This is a genomic window from Rhodococcus spelaei, from assembly GCF_006704125.1.
GTDB classification, from domain to species: Bacteria; Actinomycetota; Actinomycetes; order Mycobacteriales; family Mycobacteriaceae; genus Rhodococcus_G; species Rhodococcus_G spelaei.
In genome coordinates this window covers 205,238-225,215 of record NZ_VIGH01000003.1, presented here as the reverse complement: position 1 = coordinate 225,215, position 19,978 = coordinate 205,238, and the positions used below count along the sequence as shown (strand labels likewise).

Below are 19,978 nucleotides of genomic sequence, written 5' to 3'. Positions count from 1 at the left end.
CCGGGCCCTGGCCGAAGGAACGAAGTTACCTGGCCGTTCGGCCAGCGGGGTCAGGGCGCGGCCTTCACCCCGGCCTCCGCGCCGACCGCCGCCGCCTCACCCCTGGTGGCCACCTCGAGCTTGCGCAGCACACCAGCCACGTGGAATTTCACGGTGCTCTCGCTGACCCGCAGTCGCTCGGCGATCACCCGGTTGCGCCGCCCGGCCACCAGGTGTTCGAGGACCTCCGCCTCCCTCGGCCCCAGCGCCGCGAGGGCGGGGCGGTTAGGCGCGACCACCGGCAGGTCCAGTGGCAGCACCGACCGCAGACTCGATCCCCACCCGACCGTCGACTCGGATTCGAGTGTGCCGCCCAGGGTTTCGACCCGGGGACGCAGCTGACGGCCGAGCTCGGCCAGGTCCGCCGCACCCCGGCCGTCGTCGCGGATGTCGATCAGCAGGTTCGAGCCGTCGCAGTCCCACGCGATCCGGATCCGGCTCAGGTCGGGTTGGGTGGACAGCGTCTGGACCGCGCCGCGGACCACCGCCCTCGCCGCGTGCGCGACCTCGCCGGGCAGGCCACGGCCCCCCACCGGCGGTTCGACGAGTTCGAGTTCGACGCCGCCGCTGGGCACCAGCGCGCGCAGTTCGCCGCGCAACCGGGCGAAGGCGGTGGTCGCCGCCTCCTCCGCCATCTCCCGGTGCTGATCCACGGCCGAGCGCAGGCCGATCAGCGCGGAGGTCGCGGTCTCGCGGGCGGTGTCGCGGGCGCGGGCGTCGTCGAGGTCTCGAGAGCGCAGCGTCGCGAGGATCGTCTCGAGGGTGATCGCGTGCGTCTCGGTGAGTTCGGCGACGGTGCGGGCCCGCTCGGCGGACGCCGCCCGCGACTCCGCGAGGTAGGCGGGACTGGCCTGCCGGACCTGCAACTGGATCGCCAACGCGACCACCCCGAACAGCGACCGCACCAATCCCAGGTTCGCGGAGGTGAACTCGGCTCGCGGAATCAGCACCAGCAGTGTGTCGGTGCGGTCGAGGAGTGCGTGGACGGGCCGTTCGCGGCCGGCGAGGGTCGCGGATCCCCGGTAGAGCCGGGTGTTGTCGGGTTCCGGCGGACCGAGTTCGGTGCGCAGTCGATCGAGTTCGGCGACCGTGACCCGATCGACGACCTTCGGATCGCCGGCGACCTTGCGGGGCCGCCCGGTGCACTCACGGGTGAAGATCACCAGCGCCGAGTGCGGCGCCAGCTCCGCCACCAGGGCCGAGAACCGGCGTCCGATCTCCGGCAGCGGTCCGGTCAGCACCGCACGCAGGCCCTCGAGCCGGGCTCCCTCGTCGGACACACTCACCTCGTCGACGATATCGAAGGCACAGGAACACAGAACGCCCCGCACCAGGATGGGGTCGTCACCTGGCGCGGGGCGTGGTCTCGACCAGGACGAGTCCGTCGCGGTCACGTCCAGCACGGCCAGGTCGGTGATGATGCGCTGCACGCAGCGTTCACCGGTCAGCGGCAACGAGCACTCGGCCACGATCTTCGGCTCGCCCTTCTTGCTGCAGTGGTCGGTCAGCACGATGACCCGCATGGAACGCAGGTCTGCACCTTCCGTGAGTTCGGGAGGGTTGCCGCCGACGAGACCGGCACGGTTCGGATCAACACCGTCAAACCGGGTGAACTGCCCGCAGAGGACGGGCTGACCGAGGCCCCGCGGCTCAACGTCTCCGTGTTCGCCCTCGGCATGCTCAACCGCGCCGTGACCAGGCTGTATTTCCCCGACGAAGCGCACACCAACGCCGCCGACCCGGTACTGTCCTCACTACCGGAAGCCCAGCGCGCCAAGCTCGTTGCGGCCGCGACCGCCGACGGGTACCACCTCGACATCGTGGTGCAGGACGCCGACCCGAATGGCGCCGAGACGCTGTTCCTCTACCTCTAGGAGCGGCACGCGCGGACTACTCGACCCCCACGCTATCTCGGCCACGCCGGCGACCTCGTCGACCGCGTGCCGACCGCCCGCACCCCCGTGAAGGAGAAGATCCCGTGACGGTCGCCCTCGCCCACCAGATCACCGGGCCCGGCCCCGGCGCACCGACACTCGTCCTACTCGGTTCGCTCGGGTCGGACCGGTCCATGTGGGACCCGCAGGTGCGGGCGCTGTCCGCGGACGCCAACGTCGTCGCAGTCGACCTGCGCGGGCACGGCGGCTCCCCCGTCCCCGAAGGCCCGTACACGGTCGCCGAGCTCGCGGGCGACGTGCTCGCGCTGCTCGACAGCCTGAAGCTCGCCGCAGTGCACCTGGTCGGACACTCGCTCGGCGGCGCGGTGTCGCAGTGGCTCGCCGCGCACGCCCCCACCCGGGTGCAGACCCTCACCCTGCTGTGCACCTCCGCCAGGTTCGCTGAGCCGCAGAGCTGGCTGGACCGCGCCGCTGCAGTGCGCTCGGAGAGCACCGCGTCGATCGCCGAAGCCGTGGTCGGGCGCTGGTACACAAGCGAACTCGCTGCCCGCGACCCGGAACTGGTCGCGAGCTCGCGAGCCATGGTCGAGGCGACCGCGGACGAGGGATATGCCGCGTGCTGCGAGGCCCTGTCGGGCTGGGACGGTCGGGCCGACCTGGCACGGATCTCCGCGCCGACCCTGGTCATTGCGGGCGAGCAGGACCCCTCCACCACGCCGGCGGATCTCCGGTACATCGCCGAGCACACCGCCAGTTCCACCCTGTACGTGCTCGATCCGGCCGCACACCTCGCCAATGTCGAGCAGGCAGGCCGGGTCACCGCGCTGATCGCTGCGCACGCCGCCGGGCCCGCGCAGCGCACCGAGACCTACCAAGCGGGGATGCGGGTGCGCCGCAGCGTGCTCGGCGACGCCCACGTGGACCGCGCCATCGCCGAGACCACCGAGTTCACCGAACCGTTCCAGGACTTCATCACCCGCACCGCGTGGGGCGACGTCTGGTCCAGGCCGGGCCTTGACCACCACACCCGCCGCCTGCTGACCCTCGCGATCCTCACCGCGGTCGGGAACGAGCACGAGCTCGACATGCACATCCGGGCGGCCCTGCGCGACGGCATGGTCCCCGACGAGCTCGTCGAGGTGTTCCTGCACACCGCGGTCTACGCGGGCGTGCCGAACAGCAACCTGGCCTTCGCACTGGGCAAGAATGCACTCGCGGAGGGTGTCGGCAGCGTCGACACCGAGGAGCAGGCAGGCCCATGACCGAATCGTCACCCGCCTACGTGCAGTCCCTCGCGCGGGGACTGGCCGTCATCCGCGCCTTCGACGCCCAGCACCCGTCGCAGACCCTCAGCGAAGTCGCCGAATCGACCGAGCTGACTCGGGCCACCGCACGCCGGTTCCTGCTCACCCTGGTCGAACTCGGCTACGTGCGCACCAACGGATCAGTCTTCTGGCTCACCCCGCGGGTGCTCGAGCTCGGCTACAGCTACCTGTCGTCGCTGACCCTGCCGGAAGTGGCGGGCCCGCACCTGGACTCGCTCGCCAAACGGGTGGCCGCCCGCTCGATCCCACCGACGAGCGCCTGAACCCCAACGGGTCGGGCATTTCGTTGGGTCACCCCGTCGGGCGACCGGTGCCCGCATCCTGGCCACCCTGCTGCGCGAGATGGACCGCCGCGAGTCGCGGTACGGCCTCGAGACCATGTGCATCGACGGCGGCCAGGGCCTGGCCGCCGTCTTCGAGCGCCTCGCGTAACCCCACCCAACCGTTCCCCAATGTCACATCGATGCCCTCCTGGGGAACCAATGCGACATTGGGGAACCCCGGGGAAGGCGTCAGTTCCCGGCGCGGAGCTGAGCACAGTCGGACGGCAGCGGCGCGAGGAGACCGCGGGTATCGAGCGCTAGAGTGTCGCCATGTCGCCCACCGAGCCGAGCGCAGCCGGACCCAGCAAGCGCCGACGCAACAGCGACCTCACCCGCGAGAACATCCTCGACGTCGCGACTACCGAGTTCGCCGACAAGGGCTTCGCCGGCGCCCGGGTGGACGTCATCGCCGAACGCACCCACACCACCAAACGCATGATCTACTACTACTTCTCGGACAAGGAAGGCCTGTACCAGGCGGTCCTCGAACGGGCCTACGGCGAGATCCGTGAGCACGAAAGACAACTCGACATCAGCGGCCTCGACCCGATCGGCGCGATCCGGGCCCTCGCCGAGCTGACCTTCGACCATCACGAGCAGCACCCGGACTTCGTTCGACTCGTCGCCGGCGAGAACATGCTGCGCGGCCAGCACATTCGCAAGTCCGACGCCCTGAGCGGCCTCGGCGCCCCCGCCGCCGACCTGGTCTCGCGCATCCTCGTCGACGGCCAACGCCAGGGACTGTTCCGCACCGACGTCGGCGCCCTCGACGTCCACATGATCCTCAGCAGCTACGCCGGATTCCGGGTGTCACACCAGTTCACCTGGGACGCCCTGTTCGGGCAGAACCTCGTGGCGCCGGAGTTGCGCGAACACCAGCGAAAGATGCTGGGCGACATGGTCGTCGCCTTCCTGCGCGACAGGACATGACGTGAAACGGCGAGGACCCCCACTCGATCGAGTGGGGGTCCTCGCTGAAAACTTGAACTACGCCGACTTGTCGCGGCGCTGTGTCAATTACGCCGACTTGTCGCGGCGTTCCCGCTCCGGTTTGCGCGGCACGATGGTCGGCAGCACGTTGTCGTTGACGGTCTCCGCGGTGACGACCACCTTGGCGACGTCGTCGCGGCTCGGGATGTCGTACATCACCGGCAGCAGGACCTCTTCCATGATGGCGCGCAGGCCGCGGGCACCGGTCCCACGCAGGATCGCCTGGTCCGCGACCGCGTCGAGGGCGTCGGCGGTGAACTCGAGCTCGACACCGTCCATGTCGAACAGCCGGGTGTACTGCTTGACCAACGCGTTCTTCGGCTCGGACAGGATCTGGACCAGCGACTCCTTGTCCAGGTTCGTCACCGAGGCGACCACCGGCAGACGGCCGATGAACTCGGGGATCAGACCGAACTTGATCAGGTCCTCGGGCATCACCTCGGCAAAACGATCCTGCGCGTCGAGCTCCGCCTTGGACCGCACCTCCGCGCCGAATCCGATGCCCCGCTTGCCGACCCGATCCGAGACGATCTTCTCGAGCCCGGCGAACGCACCCGCCACGATGAACAGCACGTTCGTGGTGTCGATCTGGATGAACTCCTGGTGCGGGTGCTTGCGTCCACCCTGCGGCGGCACACTCGCCTGGGTGCCCTCGAGGATCTTCAGCAGCGCCTGCTGGACGCCCTCGCCGGAGACGTCACGGGTGATCGACGGGTTCTCGGACTTGCGGGCGATCTTGTCGACCTCGTCGATGTAGATGATGCCGGTCTCGGCACGCTTGACGTCGTAGTCCGCGGCTTGGATCAGCTTGAGCAGGATGTTCTCGACGTCCTCGCCGACGTAGCCGGCCTCGGTCAGTGCGGTCGCGTCGGCGATCGCGAACGGAACGTTGAGCATCTTCGCCAGAGTCTGCGCCAGGTACGTCTTGCCGCACCCCGTGGGGCCGAGCATGAGGATGTTCGACTTGGCGAGCTCGACGCTCTCGCCACGCACATCGTGACTCTTGTTCCCGGCCTGGATCTTCTTGTAATGGTTGTAGACGGCCACCGCGAGCGTGCGCTTGGCGGCGTCCTGACCGATCACGTAGTTCTCGAGGAAGTCCCGGATCTCCGCGGGCTTGGGCAGCTCGTCGAGCTTGACCTCGCTCGACTCCGCGAGCTCTTCCTCGATGATCTCGTTGCACAGGTCGATGCACTCGTCGCAAATGTAGACCCCGGGGCCCGCGATGAGCTTCTTCACCTGCTTCTGGCTCTTACCGCAGAAAGAGCACTTCAGCAGGTCCCCGCCGTCACCGATGCGTGCCATCTCGTCAGGTCCCTACTTCCTTCTCAGCTGCACTAGCGTCGGGTGCCGATGTCGCCGCGGGTGTCGAATTCTCGACGAACTGCTCTCTCCGCGGGCGAAAGCCCCTCATGTGACCGTACCCGTTGTCTCGGAACCAGGTCGACTTGTTGACGGTGTTTCGCCCCGCCGGCGACGACCGCATGCGCCCGGACCACCCGGGTCCGGGCGCACCGCGCCCTACTTCTGGGCGGAGAGCTTGCGGTAGGCGAGCACGTCGTCGATGATCCCGTACTCCTTGGCCTCCTCGGCCGTGAGGATCTTGTCGCGATCGGTGTCCTTGCGGATCACCTCGGCGTCCTTGCCGGTGTGCTTGGCCAGCGTCGTCTCCATGAGCCGGCGCATGCGCTCGATCTCCGCGGCCTGGATCTCGAGGTCCGAGACCTGCCCCTGGATGCCTCCGGTGGAGGGCTGGTGGATCAGCACGCGCGCGTTCGGCAGGGCGAGACGCTTGCCCGGGGTACCCGCGGCGAGCAGCACCGCCGCCGCGGAAGCGGCCTGGCCGAGGCAGACGGTGGTGATGTCGGCACGCACGTACTGCATCGTGTCGTAGATCGCCATCAGCGACGTGAACGAGCCACCGGGCGAGTTGATGTACATCGTGATGTCGCGGTCGGGGTCGAGCGACTCGAGCACCAGCAACTGGGCCATCACGTCGTTCGCCGAGGCGTCGTCGACCTGCACGCCGAGGAAGATGATGCGCTCCTCGAACAGCTTGTTATAGGGGTTCGACTCCTTGACGCCGTAGCTCGAGTGCTCGATGAACGACGGCAGGATGTAGCGGGACTGGGGTGCAGCGGGGGCTTGTCCACCCAGCGCACGGGGATCGAACAAGTTGGTCATCTTCTTCTCCAAAGTGTTGAGGGGCGTCGGGGCGGACTCGGCTAGTTGCTGCCGGTGCCGCCGGCCTGCCGCGCGCGGGAGATGACGTGGTCGACGAAGCCGTAGTCCTTGGCCTCGGTCGCCGTGAACCAACGGTCGCGGTCGGAGTCGGTGTTGATCCGCTCGACCGTCTGGCCGGTGTGCTCGGCGATCAGCTCGGCCATCTCGCGCTTCGTGTGCTTGAACTGCTCGGCCATGATCGCGATGTCGCTCGCCGAACCGCCGATACCCGCTGACGGCTGGTGCATCATGATCCGCGCGTGCGGCAGGGCGTACCGCTTGCCCTTGGTGCCGGCCGAGAGCAGGAACTGCCCCATCGAGGCGGCCAGGCCCATCCCGAAGGTGGCGATGTCGCACTCCGCGAACTGCATGGTGTCGAAGATCGCCATGCCGGCGGTGACCGAGCCGCCCGGAGAGTTGATGTAGAGCGAGATGTCGCGGGTCGGATCCTCCGCGGAGAGCAGCAGGATCTGCGCGCACAGCTTGTTCGCGATGTCGTCGTCGACCTGGGTACCGAGGAAGATGATGCGCTCGCGCAGCAGGCGCTCGTACACCGAGTCGCTGAGATTCAGACCTGACGTGGCCGAAGTCATGGCGGGGCCCTGCGAAGCCGCCGGGTTCTGTGAAGTCACGGTACCTGCCTTCTCCATCACTGAAACGTTGGTTCTTGACACAGACACTAACGAACAGGGGCGGCCCCGGAGTCCCGGTGCCGCCCCTGTTCGCTATTGGCGTGAAATCTAGCTCTCGTCGGACTCCGCCGCGTCCTCCGACTCGCCGCCGCCGAACAGCTCGGCGGTGTCGACGGTGGCACCGTCGGTGTCGGTGACGGTGAACTTCTCGACGACGCCGGCCAGCGCCTTGCCGCGACGAACGTCGGCGAAGACGGCGCCGAGCTGGCCCGCCTGCTGGATCTGCTGGATGAACTGATCCGGCGACATGCCGTACTGCTGCGCCTGGAAGATGATCCGCTCAGTCAGCTCCTGCTGTCCGACCTGGGTGCCGTCGGCCTCGGCGATCGCGTCGAGCAGCAGCTGCGTCTTGACGGACTTCTCGGCGGACGCCTTGGCGTCGGCGTCGAACTCTTCGCGGCTGGTGCCCTGCGCCTCGAGCAGCTCGGCGAGCTTCGCCTCGTCGTGGTCGAGACCGTGGATGGCGTCGTGCAGCGCCGCGTCGACCTCGGCCTTGACGACGGCCTCGGGCAGCGGGACCTCGACGGTCTCGAGCAGGGTCTCGAGGACCTTGTCGCGGATCTGGCCGGCCTGCTCGACCTTGGCGACGCGGCCGACGCGCTCACGCAGGTCGTCCTTGAGGGCGTCGAGGGTGTCGAACTCGCTCGCCAGCTGGGCGAAGTCGTCGTCGGCCTCGGGGAGCTCGCGCTCCTTGACGGTGCCGACGGTGACCGTCACGACGGCCTCCTTGCCGGTGTGCTCACCGGCGACCAGCTTGGTGGTGAACTCCTTGGACTCGCCGGCCTTCAGACCGACGACGGCCTCGTCGAGACCCTCGATCAGCTGGCCCGATCCGACCTCGTGGGACAGTCCGGCGGCGGTGGCCTCCGGGACGGCCTCGCCGTCGACGGTGGCGGACAGGTCGATGGAGACGAAGTCACCCTCGGCCGCGGCCCGCTCGACACCGGTGAGGGTGCCGAAACGCTGGCGCAGCGAGAGCAGCTGCTCGTCGACGGCCTCGTCGGTGATCTCGACCGGGTCGACCGTCACTGCGAGGGTGGCGAAGTCGGGCAGGGCGATCTCGGGGCGGATGTCGACCTCGGCGGTGAACTCGAGCAGCTCGCCGTCCTCGATCTTGGTGATCTCGATCTCGGGCTGGCCGATGACCTTCACCTCGCCCGAGGTGACGGCCTCCTGGTAGCGGGTCGGCAGTGCGTCGTTGACGACCTGCTCGAGCACGGCGCCACGACCGACGCGGGCCTCGAGAAGCTTGGCCGGGGCCTTGCCCGGACGGAAGCCGGGGAGACGGATCTGCTGAGCGAGCGCCTTGTACGCCTTGTCGAAATCGGGCTTGAGCTCCTCGAAGGGCACCTCAACGTTGATACGGACCCGCGTCGGGCTCAGCTGCTCGACGGTGCTCTTCACGGACATGCTCCTTCGTGTGGTCTATCTCGTTGGCCGCGTGGCCTGGTCTTCAGGCGCACGCTTTCCTTACGTTGTCCCTGGTCGGGGTGACAGGATTTGAACCTGCGACCCTCCGCTCCCAAAGCGGATGCGCTACCAAGCTGCGCTACACCCCGTTAGGTCCGCGAGCATCGGCGACCGCGGATCGAGAACCGCGGGCCGCTACCGAATGGGAATCCTACGGCCACCCGATTGGCGAATCCAAAGCGAGGTTATGTACAGTCTCCAACGCAGACGACAGTCATGGCGATCCCGTGACGTCGTGTGCTCGGGGATGTAGCTCAATGGTAGAGCCCTAGTCTTCCAAACTAGCTACGCGGGTTCGATTCCCGTCATCCCCTCCAGCAGGCAAAGCCCGCCACCGCACGGTGGCGGGCTTTTTCGTGTTCCGACGTGATTTCCCGGACAACGCCCCGCCGAGCGCGCCGCGACCTATGGTGGAACCTGTTACAACTCTGCCATCTATTCAGCGAAGGAACCGCGCATGCACACCCCGCTCTGCGATGACCTCGGCATCGAGTTCCCCATCTTCGCGTTCACCCACTGCCGCGACGTCGTGGTCGCCGTCAGCAAGGCCGGCGGCTTCGGCGTGCTCGGCGCGGTCGGGTTCACGCCCGAGGAGCTCGAAATCGAGCTGAACTGGATCGACGAGCACATCGGCGACCACCCGTACGGCGTCGACATCGTCATCCCGAACAAGTACGAGGGCATGGACTCGAACCTGTCCGCCGACGAGCTCACCACGATGCTGCAGAACATGGTCCCCAAGGAGACCCTCGACTTCGGCCGCAAGATCCTCACCGACCACGGGGTGCCGCTGCCCGACGACGGCAGCGAGAACGCGTTGCAGCTTCTCGGCTGGACCGAGGCCACCGCCACCCCGCAGGTCGAGGTCGCGCTACAGCACCCGAAGGTGACGCTCATCGCAAATGCGCTCGGCACGCCGCCGGCGGACATGATCAAGCACATCCACGACGCCGGCCGCAAGGTCGCGGCACTGTGCGGCTCGCCCTACCAGGCCCGCAAGCACGCGGACGCGGGCGTCGACATCATCATCGCGCAGGGCGGCGAGGGCGGCGGCCACTGCGGCGAGGTCGGCTCGATCGTGCTGTGGCCGCAGGTCGTCAAGGAGGTCGCACCCGTCCCGGTGCTCGCCGCCGGAGGCATCGGCAGCGGCCAGCAGATCGCCGCGGCGCTGGCCATGGGCGCACAGGGCGCCTGGTCCGGCTCGCAGTGGCTGATGGTCGAAGAGGCGGAGAACACCACCGTCCAGCAGCAGGCGTACATCGACGCGTCCAGCCGCGACACCGTCCGCAGCCGGTCGTTCACCGGCAAGCCCTGCCGGATGCTGCGCAACGACTGGACCGAGGCGTGGGAGAAGGAAGGCAACCCCGAGCCGCTCGGCATGCCGCTGCAGTACATGGTCTCCGGGATGGCCGTCGCCGCCACCCACAAGTACCCGGACGAGACCGTCGACGTCGCCTTCAACCCGGTCGGCCAGGTCGTGGGCCAGTTCGCCAAGGTCGAGAAGACCGCCGCGGTCATCGAGCGCTGGGTGGAGGAATACCTCGACGCGACCGGCACCCTCGAGCAGCTGAACGCGGCGGCCGCGAACGCCTAGTCCGGCAGGATCGGCAGGCTCTCGCCGCGATCCTTCCCGAGCAGTGCGGCGCGCGTGACCGCGACCGGACCGAATCGGTCCCGCACGGCATCGAGCGCGCCGTCGAGCCGGACACCGTGGGGCACCTCGGCGGTGACCCCGGTGTCCGGCTCGAACGGCAGCGACAGTTGCTCGCCGCCCATCTCGTCGAGGTTGGTCAGCGCGACGCCGACGAGGGTCAACCCTCCGTCCGCGATGATCGGCCTGGCATCGGCCAGCAGCGTCCGCACCGCGACGAGGATCACCTCGGTGCGCGCGGTGGCCTGGACCAGCGTGTGCGAGCGGGTGGCGCGAGTGAAGTCGTCGAAGCGCAGCCGCAGCACCACGGTGCGGCACACCCGCCCGGCCCGGCGTAGCCGCCCGGCGACACGATCGACCAGTCCGGCGAGAGTGGCGTCGATCTCCTCGAAGGACCGCGGCCTGCGCCCGAGTGCGTGCTGGGCACCGATCGAGCGCCGCCGCCCCGTCGTCTGCACCCGCCGCGGATCGCGCGCCCAAGCGAGTGCGTGCAGATGCCTGCCTGCGGCCTGGCCGACGACGGCTGCAAGTTCCCGCTCGGGCAGGGTCGCCATCTGGCCCACGGTGTCGATGCCGTAAGCGTGGAGCTTGCCGGAGGTGACCTTGCCTACGCCCCACAACCGTTCGACCGGCAGCGGATGCAGGAACGCGAGCTCGCGGTCGGGCGGGACCAGCAGCAGCCCGTCGGGCTTGCCGACCGCGCTGGCCACCTTCGCGAGGAACTTGGTCCGGGCGATCCCGACCGTGATCGGCAGCCCGACCTGCTCGCGTACCTCGCGGCGCAGCCGGGTGGCGATCTCGACGGGACTACCCGCGAGCCGTGACAGTCCTCCGACATCGAGGAACGCCTCGTCGATCGAGATGCCCTCGACCAGCGGGGTGGTGTCGCGGAACACCTCGAACACGGCCCGGCTGGCCTCGGCGTACGCGGACATGCGCGGTCGCACGACCACCGCGTGCGGACACAGCCGGAGTGCCTGCGCACCACCGCTGGCGGTCCGGACCCCGTACGCCTTCGCCTCATAGCTGGCCGCCAGGACCACCCCACCGCCGACGATCACCGGTCTGCCCCGCAAGGACGGGTCGTCACGCTGCTCGACGGAGGCATAGAACGCGTCGAGGTCGGCATGCAGGATCGTCGCCTCTCCTGCGGTAGGCCGCTCGAATGTGGACACGAACATATGTTCGCATCGGCCACCGACACGGTCCACCCCCGGGGAGCCCGCCGCAAATCCCGGTAAACTGACAGGTGTCCGGTTTGTCCCTTCAGGAAGGTCTCCTGTGGAACTCCTTCTGATCCTTGTGATCATCGCCGCCGTCGTCTTTCTGGTCATGAAGAGCCAGAGGAAGTCGGTCGGCAACACCGCTCACCAACTCGAGGACGCGAAGGCGGACGCCCGGCAGGCGATCGAGCGCCTCGGCGGGCAGGTGTACAACCTGACCGGCACCGACACCGCCTCCAAGCAGGCGCTGGCCGACGCCTCCGAGCGGTACACCGCGGCCGGCTCGCAGATCGAGCAGGCAGGCACCCCCGCCCAGGCACGGCTGGCCAAGCAGACCGCGCTCGAGGGCCTCTACTACATCCGCGCCGCCCGCACCGCGATGGGCATGGACCCCGGTCCCGAGGTGCCCAGCATCGACGGCCAGAAGTCTGCGGGCGAGGTCACCGAGAACCGTGACATCGAGTTCGAGGGGCGTCAGGTCTCGGCATCGCCGAACCCGTCGGCGCAGACCCCGAACTACTACCCCGGCGGTCGCGTCGCAGGTCGGCCGGTCCCGGCCGGGTGGTACTCCGAACCGTGGTGGAAGCCCGCACTGGTGGCCGGCGCCTGGGGTGTCGGCTCGATGCTGCTGTTCTCCGCGATGTTCAGCGGCATGTCCGGTGTCGGGTACGACGCGCAGGCCTTCGAGAACGGCTACGGCGACGGTTACCAGGACGGCCTGGACGCGGCCGGCGGAGACATGGGCGATCAGGGCGGCGATATGGGCGACATGGGCGACATGGGCGGCGACACCGACTACGGCGCAATGGGTGACGGCGGGTTCGACGGCGGTGGATTCGACGGCGGCGGATTCGGCGACTTCGACTTCTGAGTCACGAACCTGATGCGGCCCGGGTCATTCGACCCGGGCCGTTTCCGTTCGCCCTGCGCGTCGCGCGTGCGTCAGGACGCCTGACAGGTGGGACACCAGAAGAGGTTGCGCGCCTTCATGACCGAGTGCAGGACCGGCGTGCCGCACACTCGGCAGGGCTCCCCTGCACGGCGGTAGACGTAGGTCCGCGGCCGGTCCACCGCATACGACGGCGCGCCGGTGTCGTGCTCGGGCCGCACCACGTGCATCACCCCGGCGTCGACACCGATCGCCATCAGTTCGACCAGATCCGCCCAGACGGCGTCCCATTCGGACCGGCTGACCCGTTTGCCGGGACGCTCCGGGTCGATGCCGTGCCGGAACAGCACTTCCGCCCGGTACACATTGCCCACCCCGGCCAGCACCGCCTGGTCCATCAGTAGCGCACCGATCACGGTCTGGGACTTGGAGATTCGGCGCCACGCACGGTCGGGGTCGGCGTCGGGCCGCAGCGGGTCCGGTCCGAGACGGTTCTCCAGCGCGGTCAGTTGCGGCTCGTCGTAGATCTCACAGGCGGTCGGGCCGCGCAGGTCGGTACCGATCTCGGCACCGACCATCCGCATCCGTACCTGCCCGACCGGCACGCCCATCGGCAGCGGCAGGTCGGTGAACTTGCCATACAGCCCGAGGTGCACGTGCACGACGCGCCCGTTGTCGTAGTGGTGCAGTAGGTGTTTGCCCCAGGCCTCGGCCGTCACCAGCACCGCCCCGTCGACCAGTGCTGCGCCCGCCTCGAACCGACCCTGCGGGCTGGAGACGCGGACGGGAGCACCGGCGAAGTGTCGCTGGTGCTCCCGTGCGAGTCGATGGAGGGTGTGCCCCTCGGGCACTCAGGCCTCGGGCAGCGCGGGCGGGACGCCGGTGCGCTCGTACTCGGAGAGGATGTCGATGCGGCGCTGGTGCCGCTCCTCGCCCGACCACGGGGTCTCGAGGAACGCGTCCACGATCGCGAGCGCCTCCTCCGTGGAGTGCATGCGCCCGCCGATGCCGATCAGCTGAGCCTTGTTGTGCTGGCGCGCGAGCTGCGCGGTCTCGACGCTCCAGGCCAGAGCGCAGCGGGCGCCGGGCACCTTGTTCGCCGCGATCTGCTCGCCGTTGCCGCTGCCGCCGAGCACGATGCCGAGGCTGCCGTCGTCCGCCACGGTCCGGCGCGCCGCCTCGACGCAGAACGCCGGGTAGTCGTCGAGCGCGTCGTACTCGTGGGCGCCGCAGTCGACCGCCTCGTGGCCGTTCGCGACGAGGTGGTCCTTGATCAGATTCTTGAGTTCGAAGCCAGCGTGGTCGGCACCTAGGTATACGCGCATGTGCCAATTCTGTCAGACCACCTCCGACCGACCCGCGGACGGCATGCGCCCACGCCTACAGTCTGTTCCCATGGAGCAGTTCTCACCGGTCACGGCGCACCCTGTGCCACCCGTCACGTCGCCGGGGTTCCCTCCGCCGCAGGCATTTCCACCGCGCGGCCTCTCCCCGTGGGGCATGCCGGCGCGGCACCGGTTCGAGATCGCACTGCTTGTCGTGTCGGTCACCGTGACCGCCCTCGCCTATCTGACGGCGATCGCGCTGCTACTCCTCGGCAGGCTCGACTACTGGGTGGTCCTGCTCCTGCTCGCCCCCGCGGTCGTGTTCCTGGCACGTGGGCAGATGTACGCGTCCCAGCGGGTCAACGGCGTGAAGATGACGCCCACCCAGTTTCCCGACGGCTACCGGATGCTGGTCGAGGCGGCGGCACGGTTCGGCATGCGTGAGGTGCCCGACGGCTACGTGGTGCTGGGCAATGGTCGGATCAACGCGTTCGCGTCCGGTCACGGGTTCCGCCGGTACGTCGTGGTCTACAGCGACCTGTTCGAGATCGGCGGTCACGCGCGCAACCCGGACGCGCTCGCGTTCATCGTCGGCCACGAGGTCGGGCACATCGCCGCGGGCCACGCCTCGTACTGGCGTCAGCTCGGCATGTTCGCGTCGAACTACGTCCCGGGACTCGGCTCGTCGCTCTCGCGGGCGCAGGAGTACACCGCCGACAACCACGGTCTCTGCAATCGCCCCGACGGAGCGGTCGGGGCGATCGGTGTCCTCGGCGCGGGCAAGTACCTGATGAACCTGGTGGGCTTCCACGAGATGGCCGACCGGGCCGTCACCGAGCGCGGATTCTTCCCCTGGCTGGTCAACCTGCTGGCCGGGCACCCCGTGTTGACCTGGCGGGCGCACGCGTTGCGGGACCGCTCGCGGCACGGCCGACTGTTCTTCCGGCCCTGAACTAGTCGCGGCCGGCCCGCTCACGGTGGGCGCGCACCCGCCGGTTGTGCCCGTCGACCCAGCCCTGGGACGCGGCGTACTCGATCATCACGACGAATCGTGGCAGCCAGTCGGGCAGCCGCCCGGGATGCACGCTCACAGCATGCTCGAGTGCGGCGATCTCGGATCCTGATGCTGCCGTAGGCAGCAGTGGTGCGGACACGGAGTGCAGGAACGCCGTATCCGCACCACTGCGCGTCAGCGCATCATTCGAAGGACGGGTCCTCGGTGCGGCTGCGCTTGAGCTCGAAGAAGTGCGGGTACGAGGCCAGGGCGACCGTTCCGTCCCACACCCGGCCGGCATCCTCGCCGCGCGGGATCCGCGAGAGGACGGGGCCGAAGAACGCGACGCCGTTGACGTGGATGGTCGGCGTACCGACGTCGGGGCCGACCGCATCCATGCCGGCCTTGTGGCTGGTCCGCAACTCCTGGTCGTGGACGTCGGTGTCGGCCGCGGACGCCAGGTCGGCCGGCAGGCCCACCTCCGCCAGCGCCTCCGAGATCACGGCGGGCAGGTCCTTGTTGCCCTGGTCGTGAATGCGAGTGCCCATCGCGGTGTACAGCGGCAGCAGCACCTCGTCACCGTGGTCCTTCGCCGCGGCGATCGCCACGCGGACCGGGCCCCAGGCCTTCTCCAGCAACTCGCGGTACTGCTCGGGCAGGTCGTCCTTGCCCTCGTTCAGCACGGCCAGGCTCATCACGTGAAAGTTGGCCTCGATGTCGCGGACCTTCTCGACCTCCAGGATCCAGCGCGAGGTGATCCAGCACCACGGGCACAGCGGGTCGAACCAGAAGTCTGCGGTGTCCTTCGTCGTCTCAGTCACTTGGCGCTCTCCATCGGTCGGGTCAGCGGAACGAATTTCGGCTCCTCGTCACACGACAACCACGGAGGCTCGCGATAGCTTCCCGGGGCGGGTGCGGGGCAGTACCGTCGACGATACGAGACCCCCGGGAACGGAGCGTGGCAGATGTCACCGAACCGTACGTTCGTCATCGTCGGCGGCGGGCTCGCCGGAGCGAAGGTCGCGGAGGGTCTGCGCGACCGGGACTTCGACGGCGAGATCGTGCTGCTCAGCGAGGAGGACCACCTCCCCTACGAGCGGCCGCCGCTGTCGAAGGAACATCTCGCCGGCACCAAGTCGCTGCCCGACTTCACCGTGCACCACGGCGACTGGTACCGCGACCACCATGTGGACCTGCGACTCGGCACCACCGCCACCGCCCTCGATGCCGCCGCGCACCGGGTGACGCTGCCGGACGGCTCGACCCTCGGCTACGACAAGCTCGCCCTGGCCACCGGGTCCCGGTCGAGGCGACCGCCGATTCCCGGTTCGGACGCCGAGGGCGTGCACTACCTGCGCACCGTCGACGAGTCCGACGCACTGCTCGCCGCGCTGACCCCGGGTTCGCGACTGGTGGTGATCGGCGCCGGCTGGATCGGCATGGAGGTCGCCGCGGCCGCGCGCGGGCACGACGTCACCGTCACCGTCGTCGAAGCTGCGGAGCTGCCGCTGCTCGGCTCGCTCGGCCCCGAGATGGGCACCGTGTTCGCCGAACTGCACCGCGAGCACGGCGTGGACCTGCGGGTGAGCGCGACGGTCGAGGAGATCACCACCGAGGCGGGCCGGGCCACCGGGGTGCGCCTGGGCACCGGCGACGTGCTGGCCGCGGACGCGGTGCTGGTCGCGGTCGGTGCCGCGCCGAATGTCGAACTGGCGCAGCAGGCGGGGCTCGCCGTCGACGGCGGCGTCCTGGTCGACGCCCGACTGGTCAGCAGCGATCCCGACATCGTGGCGGTCGGCGACATTGCCGCGCAGCAGCATCCGGTACTGGGCGCCCGCATCCGCGTCGAACACTGGGCGAACGCGCTCAACCAGCCCGCGGTCGCGGCGTCGACGATGCTCGGCGGCAGCGAGGAGTACACCAACCTGCCGTACTTCTTCACCGACCAGTACGACCTCGGCATGGAGTACGTCGGGCACGCGCCGCCAGGCAGCTACGTCCGAGTCGTCGTCCGCGGGGACGCGATCCGCCGCGAGTTCGTCGCGTTCTGGCTGGACGTCGACCACCGGGTACTGGCCGGGATGAACGTCAACGTCTGGGACGTCACCGACGCAGTGAAGTCGCTTGTCGCATCCAAGGTCCCGGTGGATCCGGCGGCGCTGTCGGATCCCGCCGTGCCGCTGAGCGAGGTCGGCGCCTGAGCGGTCGTGGCTGTCCGCGCGTCGTGATGGGATAGAGCGCGAGTACCCGTCCCCCAACCCGAGGAGCGTCCCCCCGTGGCCCCACCGAACCTGACCCGCGACCAGGCAGCGCAGCGCGCGGAGCTGTTGACGGTCGACAACTACAGCATCGAGTTGGACCTGACCGACGGCAACGGGGCACCCGGCGAGCAGACCTTCCTGTCCCGCACGACGGTGACGTTCGGCGCGAAGGCGGGCGCGCAGACCTTCGTCGACCTCGTCGCCCGCGGGGTGCGCACGGCCACCCTCAACGGTCGCGCGCTCGACGTCAGCGGCTACGACGAGTCCGAGGGCATCACCCTGACCGATCTCGCCGAGCGCAACGAACTGGTCGTCGAGGCCGACTGCGAGTATTCGAACACCGGCGAGGGCCTGCACCGGTTCGTGGACCCGACCGACCAGGCCGTGTATCTGTACTCCCAGTTCGAGACCGCGGACGCCAAGCGGATGTTCGCCTGCTTCGACCAGCCGGATCTCAAGGCCACCTTCGATATTCGCGTCACCGCGCCGGACGACTGGAAGGTGATCTCCAACGCCGCGCTCGTCGAAACCCTGGCTCCGACACCGGGCGAGCACCACTTCCGGACCACCCCGCAGATGAGCACCTACCTGGTCGCGCTGATCGCCGGACCGTACGCGCGGTGGAGCGACTCGTACAGCGACGACCACGGCCACATCCCGCTCGGCATCTACTGCCGCGCCTCCCTCGCCGAGCACATGGACGCCGAGCGGCTGTTCACCGAGACCAAGCAGGGCTTCGAGTTCTACCACCGCAGCTTCGGGGTGCCCTACGCGTTCGGCAAGTACGACCAGCTGTTCGTACCCGAATTCAACGCGGGCGCAATGGAGAACGCCGGCGCGGTGACCTTCCTCGAGGACTATGTCTTCCGGTCCAAGGTCACCCGCTACTCGTACGAACGGCGCGCCGAGACGGTGCTGCACGAGATGGCGCACATGTGGTTCGGCGACCTGGTGACCATGAAGTGGTGGGACGACCTGTGGCTCAACGAGTCCTTCGCGACCTTCGCCTCGGTGCTGTGCCAGACCGAGGCCACCGAGTACACCAATGCCTGGACCACGTTCGCGAACGTGGAGAAGTCGTGGGCGTACCGGCAGGACCAGCTGCCGTCGACACACCCGATCGCCGCGGACATCCCCGACCTCGCCGCGGTGGAAGTCAACTTCGACGGCATCACCTACGCCAAGGGCGCGTCGGTGCTCAAGCAGCTCGTCGCGTACGTCGGGCTCGAGCCGTTCCTGGCCGGCCTGCGCGCGTACTTCACTGAACATGCCTTCGGCAACGCCACCTTCGACGACCTGCTCGCCGCACTGGAGCGCTCCTCCGGACGGGACCTGTCCGACTGGGGCGCCCAGTGGCTCAAGACCACCGGCCTGAACATCCTGCGGCCGGAGTTCGAGCTGGACGCCGACGGCAAGTTCACCTCGTTCGCGGTGATCCAGGAGGGTGCCGAGCCCGGCGCCGGCGAGACCCGCGTGCACCGGCTCGCCATCGGCATCTACGACGACAACCCGCACGGCAAACTGGTCCGCACCGAGCGGATCGAGCTGGACGTCGAGGGACCGCGCACCGAGATCCCGGAACTGGTCGGGGTCGAGCGCGGCAAACTCGTGCTGGTCAACGACGACGACCTCACCTACTGCTCGGTGCGGCTGGACCCGGAGTCCCTGGAGACGCTGATCGGGCGGATCGGCGACATCGCCGACCCGCTGCCCCGCACCCTCGCCTGGTCCGCGGCCTGGGAGATGACCCGCCAGGCCGAGCTCAAGGCCCGCGACTTCGTCGCCCTCGTCCAGCGCGGTATCGGCGCCGAGACCGAGGTCGGCGTTGTGCAGCGACTGCTGATGCAAGCGCACACCGCGCTCGCCGCCTACGCCGAGCCCGGCTGGGCGACCGAGACCGGGTGGCCCGACTTCGCCAACCGCCTGCTGGAACTGGCCCGCGAGGCCGAGGCCGGCTCCGACCACCAGTTGGCGTTCGTGAACTCGCTGACCGGGGCGCAGCTGTCGGCCTGGCACACCGAGGTTCTCGCCGAACTGCTCGACGCCGATCCGGAGACGGTCGGCCTGCCGGGCCTGGAGATCGACACCGACCTGCGGTGGCGTCTGGTGCAGGCGCTGGCCGTCGCCGGGGAGGTCGACGCAGACGGGACGGCGAGCCCGTTGATCGACGCCGAGGCCCAGCGCGACCCGACCGCAGCGGGAGCGCGGCAGGCCGCAGCGGCGCGGGCGTCCCGGCCGCAGGCCGCGGTCAAGGAACAGGCGTGGTCGACGGTGGTCGGCGACGACACGGTCCCGAACATCACCGCCCGCGCGATCATCGGCGGCTTCTCGGGGCCCGGTCAGGGCGCGCTGTTGGAGCCGTACGTGGCGCGCTACTTCGCGGACATTCGGGGTGTCTGGGAACGCCGGTCGAGCGAGGTGGCGCAGACGGTGGTCGTCGGGCTGTACCCGGCGTGGTCGATCAGCGACGCGTCGATCGCGGCGGCCGACGAGTTCCTCTCCGGTGAGTTGCCGCCCGCGCTGCGCCGGCTGGTGGTCGAGGGCCGCGCCGGGATCGTGCGGTCGCTCAAGGCGCGCGCGTTCGACGCCGGCTAGGAGCAGCCACGAAAAAGGGTGATGGTTCCCTTCATCCGGTCTGACCGGATGAAGGGAACCATCACCCTTCGTTGTCGGTGCGG

The 19,978-nt window shown here is 69.0% G+C and carries 18 protein-coding genes, 2 tRNA genes and 3 pseudogenes; 11 read left to right on the top strand and 12 right to left on the bottom strand.

Features of this window, described 5'->3' with window-relative positions; translation table 11 throughout:
• Window positions 1-50: 50 nt before the first annotated feature.
• Entirely contained in the window at window positions 51-1,325 is a 1,275-nt protein-coding gene (locus FK531_RS07770) for a LuxR C-terminal-related transcriptional regulator (RefSeq protein ID WP_435531025.1), read from the bottom strand.
• A gap of 58 nt (window positions 1,326-1,383) precedes the next feature.
• Window positions 1,384-1,562: pseudogene (locus tag FK531_RS22970) on the bottom strand (CoA-transferase); the annotation flags it as partial.
• Between FK531_RS22970 and FK531_RS07765 the strand changes: the two are divergent.
• From FK531_RS07765 to FK531_RS07745, 5 genes and pseudogenes are all read left to right on the top strand, one after another.
• The gene (locus FK531_RS07765; RefSeq protein WP_181762857.1) at window positions 1,536-1,913 is read left to right on the top strand and encodes a peptidase associated/transthyretin-like domain-containing protein; all 378 of its coding nucleotides are present in this window, start codon (window positions 1,536-1,538) and stop codon (window positions 1,911-1,913) included. The pseudogene FK531_RS22970 and the gene FK531_RS07765 sit on opposite strands and share 27 nt — an antisense overlap.
• Window positions 1,914-2,017: 104 nt before the next feature.
• Complete coding sequence (gene pcaDC / locus FK531_RS07760; RefSeq protein WP_142097280.1) at window positions 2,018-3,196, top strand: bifunctional 3-oxoadipate enol-lactonase/4-carboxymuconolactone decarboxylase PcaDC; 1,179 nt, start codon at window positions 2,018-2,020, stop codon at window positions 3,194-3,196.
• A pseudogene (locus tag FK531_RS07755) lies at window positions 3,193-3,489 on the top strand (helix-turn-helix domain-containing protein); the annotation flags it as partial. The gene pcaDC and the pseudogene FK531_RS07755, both read left to right, overlap by 4 nt.
• Window positions 3,490-3,497: 8 nt before the next feature.
• Window positions 3,498-3,691: pseudogene (locus FK531_RS07750) on the top strand (acetyl-CoA C-acyltransferase); the annotation flags it as partial.
• A 161-nt stretch (window positions 3,692-3,852) separates the two neighbouring features.
• Window positions 3,853-4,512 carry a TetR/AcrR family transcriptional regulator gene (locus FK531_RS07745; protein WP_142097277.1) on the top strand — a complete coding sequence of 220 codons (660 nt, stop codon included), beginning with the start codon at window positions 3,853-3,855 and terminating at the stop codon, window positions 4,510-4,512.
• A gap of 87 nt (window positions 4,513-4,599) precedes the next feature.
• Here FK531_RS07745 and clpX read toward each other — a convergent pair whose 3' ends face one another.
• The 5 genes from clpX to FK531_RS07720 form a co-directional block, all read right to left on the bottom strand.
• The gene (gene clpX, locus FK531_RS07740) at window positions 4,600-5,877 is read right to left on the bottom strand and encodes an ATP-dependent Clp protease ATP-binding subunit ClpX (protein WP_142097274.1); all 1,278 of its coding nucleotides are present in this window, start codon (window positions 5,875-5,877) and stop codon (window positions 4,600-4,602) included.
• A gap of 216 nt (window positions 5,878-6,093) precedes the next feature.
• On the bottom strand, window positions 6,094-6,756 hold the full coding sequence (locus FK531_RS07735) for an ATP-dependent Clp protease proteolytic subunit (RefSeq protein WP_142097271.1): 663 nt from the start codon (window positions 6,754-6,756) through the stop codon (window positions 6,094-6,096).
• 41 nt (window positions 6,757-6,797) lie between these two features.
• Window positions 6,798-7,388: an ATP-dependent Clp protease proteolytic subunit gene (locus FK531_RS07730; protein WP_142097268.1), complete on the bottom strand. Its 591-nt coding sequence runs from the start codon at window positions 7,386-7,388 to the stop codon at window positions 6,798-6,800.
• A 147-nt stretch (window positions 7,389-7,535) separates the two neighbouring features.
• The gene (gene tig / locus FK531_RS07725) at window positions 7,536-8,891 is read right to left on the bottom strand and encodes a trigger factor (protein WP_142097265.1); all 1,356 of its coding nucleotides are present in this window, start codon (window positions 8,889-8,891) and stop codon (window positions 7,536-7,538) included.
• 78 nt (window positions 8,892-8,969) lie between these two features.
• Window positions 8,970-9,046, bottom strand: a tRNA-Pro gene (locus FK531_RS07720).
• A gap of 154 nt (window positions 9,047-9,200) precedes the next feature.
• Here FK531_RS07720 and FK531_RS07715 point away from each other — a divergent pair.
• Together FK531_RS07715 and FK531_RS07710 are read left to right on the top strand one after the other, a co-directional pair.
• A tRNA-Gly gene (locus tag FK531_RS07715) sits at window positions 9,201-9,274 on the top strand.
• A gap of 140 nt (window positions 9,275-9,414) precedes the next feature.
• Window positions 9,415-10,551, top strand: coding sequence for a nitronate monooxygenase (locus FK531_RS07710; RefSeq protein ID WP_142097262.1), 1,137 nt, complete (start codon window positions 9,415-9,417; stop codon window positions 10,549-10,551).
• Here the strand turns inward: FK531_RS07710 and dinB are convergent.
• Window positions 10,548-11,789 carry a DNA polymerase IV gene (dinB, locus tag FK531_RS07705; RefSeq protein ID WP_142097260.1) on the bottom strand — a complete coding sequence of 414 codons (1,242 nt, stop codon included), beginning with the start codon at window positions 11,787-11,789 and terminating at the stop codon, window positions 10,548-10,550. The two genes, FK531_RS07710 and dinB, sit on opposite strands and share 4 nt — an antisense overlap.
• A 100-nt stretch (window positions 11,790-11,889) precedes the next feature.
• Between dinB and FK531_RS07700 the strand changes: the two genes are divergently transcribed.
• Window positions 11,890-12,702 carry a GA module-containing protein gene (locus FK531_RS07700; protein WP_142097257.1) on the top strand — a complete coding sequence of 271 codons (813 nt, stop codon included), beginning with the start codon at window positions 11,890-11,892 and terminating at the stop codon, window positions 12,700-12,702.
• 71 nt (window positions 12,703-12,773) lie between these two features.
• On the opposite strand, the gene FK531_RS07695 is transcribed toward FK531_RS07700, so the two are convergent.
• Window positions 12,774-13,571 carry an Fpg/Nei family DNA glycosylase gene (locus FK531_RS07695; RefSeq protein ID WP_142097255.1) on the bottom strand — a complete coding sequence of 266 codons (798 nt, stop codon included), beginning with the start codon at window positions 13,569-13,571 and terminating at the stop codon, window positions 12,774-12,776.
• Entirely contained in the window at window positions 13,572-14,045 is a 474-nt protein-coding gene (locus FK531_RS07690) for a ribose-5-phosphate isomerase (protein ID WP_142097252.1), read from the bottom strand.
• 70 nt (window positions 14,046-14,115) lie between these two features.
• Between FK531_RS07690 and FK531_RS07685 the strand changes: the two genes are divergently transcribed.
• Window positions 14,116-14,997, top strand: a complete 882-nt coding sequence (locus FK531_RS07685) for a M48 family metallopeptidase (protein WP_435531024.1) — start codon at window positions 14,116-14,118, stop codon at window positions 14,995-14,997.
• Between the two features lies 1 nt (window position 14,998).
• On the opposite strand, the gene FK531_RS07680 is transcribed toward FK531_RS07685, so the two are convergent.
• Together FK531_RS07680 and FK531_RS07675 are read right to left on the bottom strand one after the other, a co-directional pair.
• On the bottom strand, window positions 14,999-15,199 hold the full coding sequence (locus FK531_RS07680; RefSeq protein ID WP_142097249.1) for a hypothetical protein: 201 nt from the start codon (window positions 15,197-15,199) through the stop codon (window positions 14,999-15,001).
• A 43-nt stretch (window positions 15,200-15,242) separates the two neighbouring features.
• The gene (locus FK531_RS07675) at window positions 15,243-15,860 is read right to left on the bottom strand and encodes a DsbA family oxidoreductase (protein WP_142097246.1); all 618 of its coding nucleotides are present in this window, start codon (window positions 15,858-15,860) and stop codon (window positions 15,243-15,245) included.
• A 144-nt stretch (window positions 15,861-16,004) separates the two neighbouring features.
• Between FK531_RS07675 and FK531_RS07670 the strand changes: the two genes are divergently transcribed.
• Both FK531_RS07670 and pepN read left to right on the top strand, forming a co-directional pair.
• Window positions 16,005-17,240: an NAD(P)/FAD-dependent oxidoreductase gene (locus tag FK531_RS07670; protein WP_142097243.1), complete on the top strand. Its 1,236-nt coding sequence runs from the start codon at window positions 16,005-16,007 to the stop codon at window positions 17,238-17,240.
• A gap of 75 nt (window positions 17,241-17,315) precedes the next feature.
• Window positions 17,316-19,895 carry an aminopeptidase N gene (pepN, locus tag FK531_RS07665; RefSeq protein ID WP_142097240.1) on the top strand — a complete coding sequence of 860 codons (2,580 nt, stop codon included), beginning with the start codon at window positions 17,316-17,318 and terminating at the stop codon, window positions 19,893-19,895.
• The last annotated feature ends 83 nt before the right edge of the window (window positions 19,896-19,978 follow it).

Coding starts and splice junctions, on each gene's coding strand:
- FK531_RS07745 (WP_142097277.1), top strand. CDS start 3,853: ATGTCGCCCACCGAGCCGAGCGCAGCCGGACCCAGCAAGCGCCGACGC.
- clpX (WP_142097274.1), bottom strand. CDS start 5,877: ATGGCACGCATCGGTGACGGCGGGGACCTGCTGAAGTGCTCTTTCTGC.
- FK531_RS07735 (WP_142097271.1), bottom strand. CDS start 6,756: ATGACCAACTTGTTCGATCCCCGTGCGCTGGGTGGACAAGCCCCCGCT.
- FK531_RS07730 (WP_142097268.1), bottom strand. CDS start 7,388: ATGACTTCGGCCACGTCAGGTCTGAATCTCAGCGACTCGGTGTACGAG.
- FK531_RS07710 (WP_142097262.1), top strand. CDS start 9,415: ATGCACACCCCGCTCTGCGATGACCTCGGCATCGAGTTCCCCATCTTC.
- dinB (WP_142097260.1), bottom strand. CDS start 11,789: ATGTTCGTGTCCACATTCGAGCGGCCTACCGCAGGAGAGGCGACGATC.
- FK531_RS07690 (WP_142097252.1), bottom strand. CDS start 14,045: ATGCGCGTATACCTAGGTGCCGACCACGCTGGCTTCGAACTCAAGAAT.
- FK531_RS07685 (WP_435531024.1), top strand. CDS start 14,116: ATGGAGCAGTTCTCACCGGTCACGGCGCACCCTGTGCCACCCGTCACG.
- FK531_RS07670 (WP_142097243.1), top strand. CDS start 16,005: ATGTCACCGAACCGTACGTTCGTCATCGTCGGCGGCGGGCTCGCCGGA.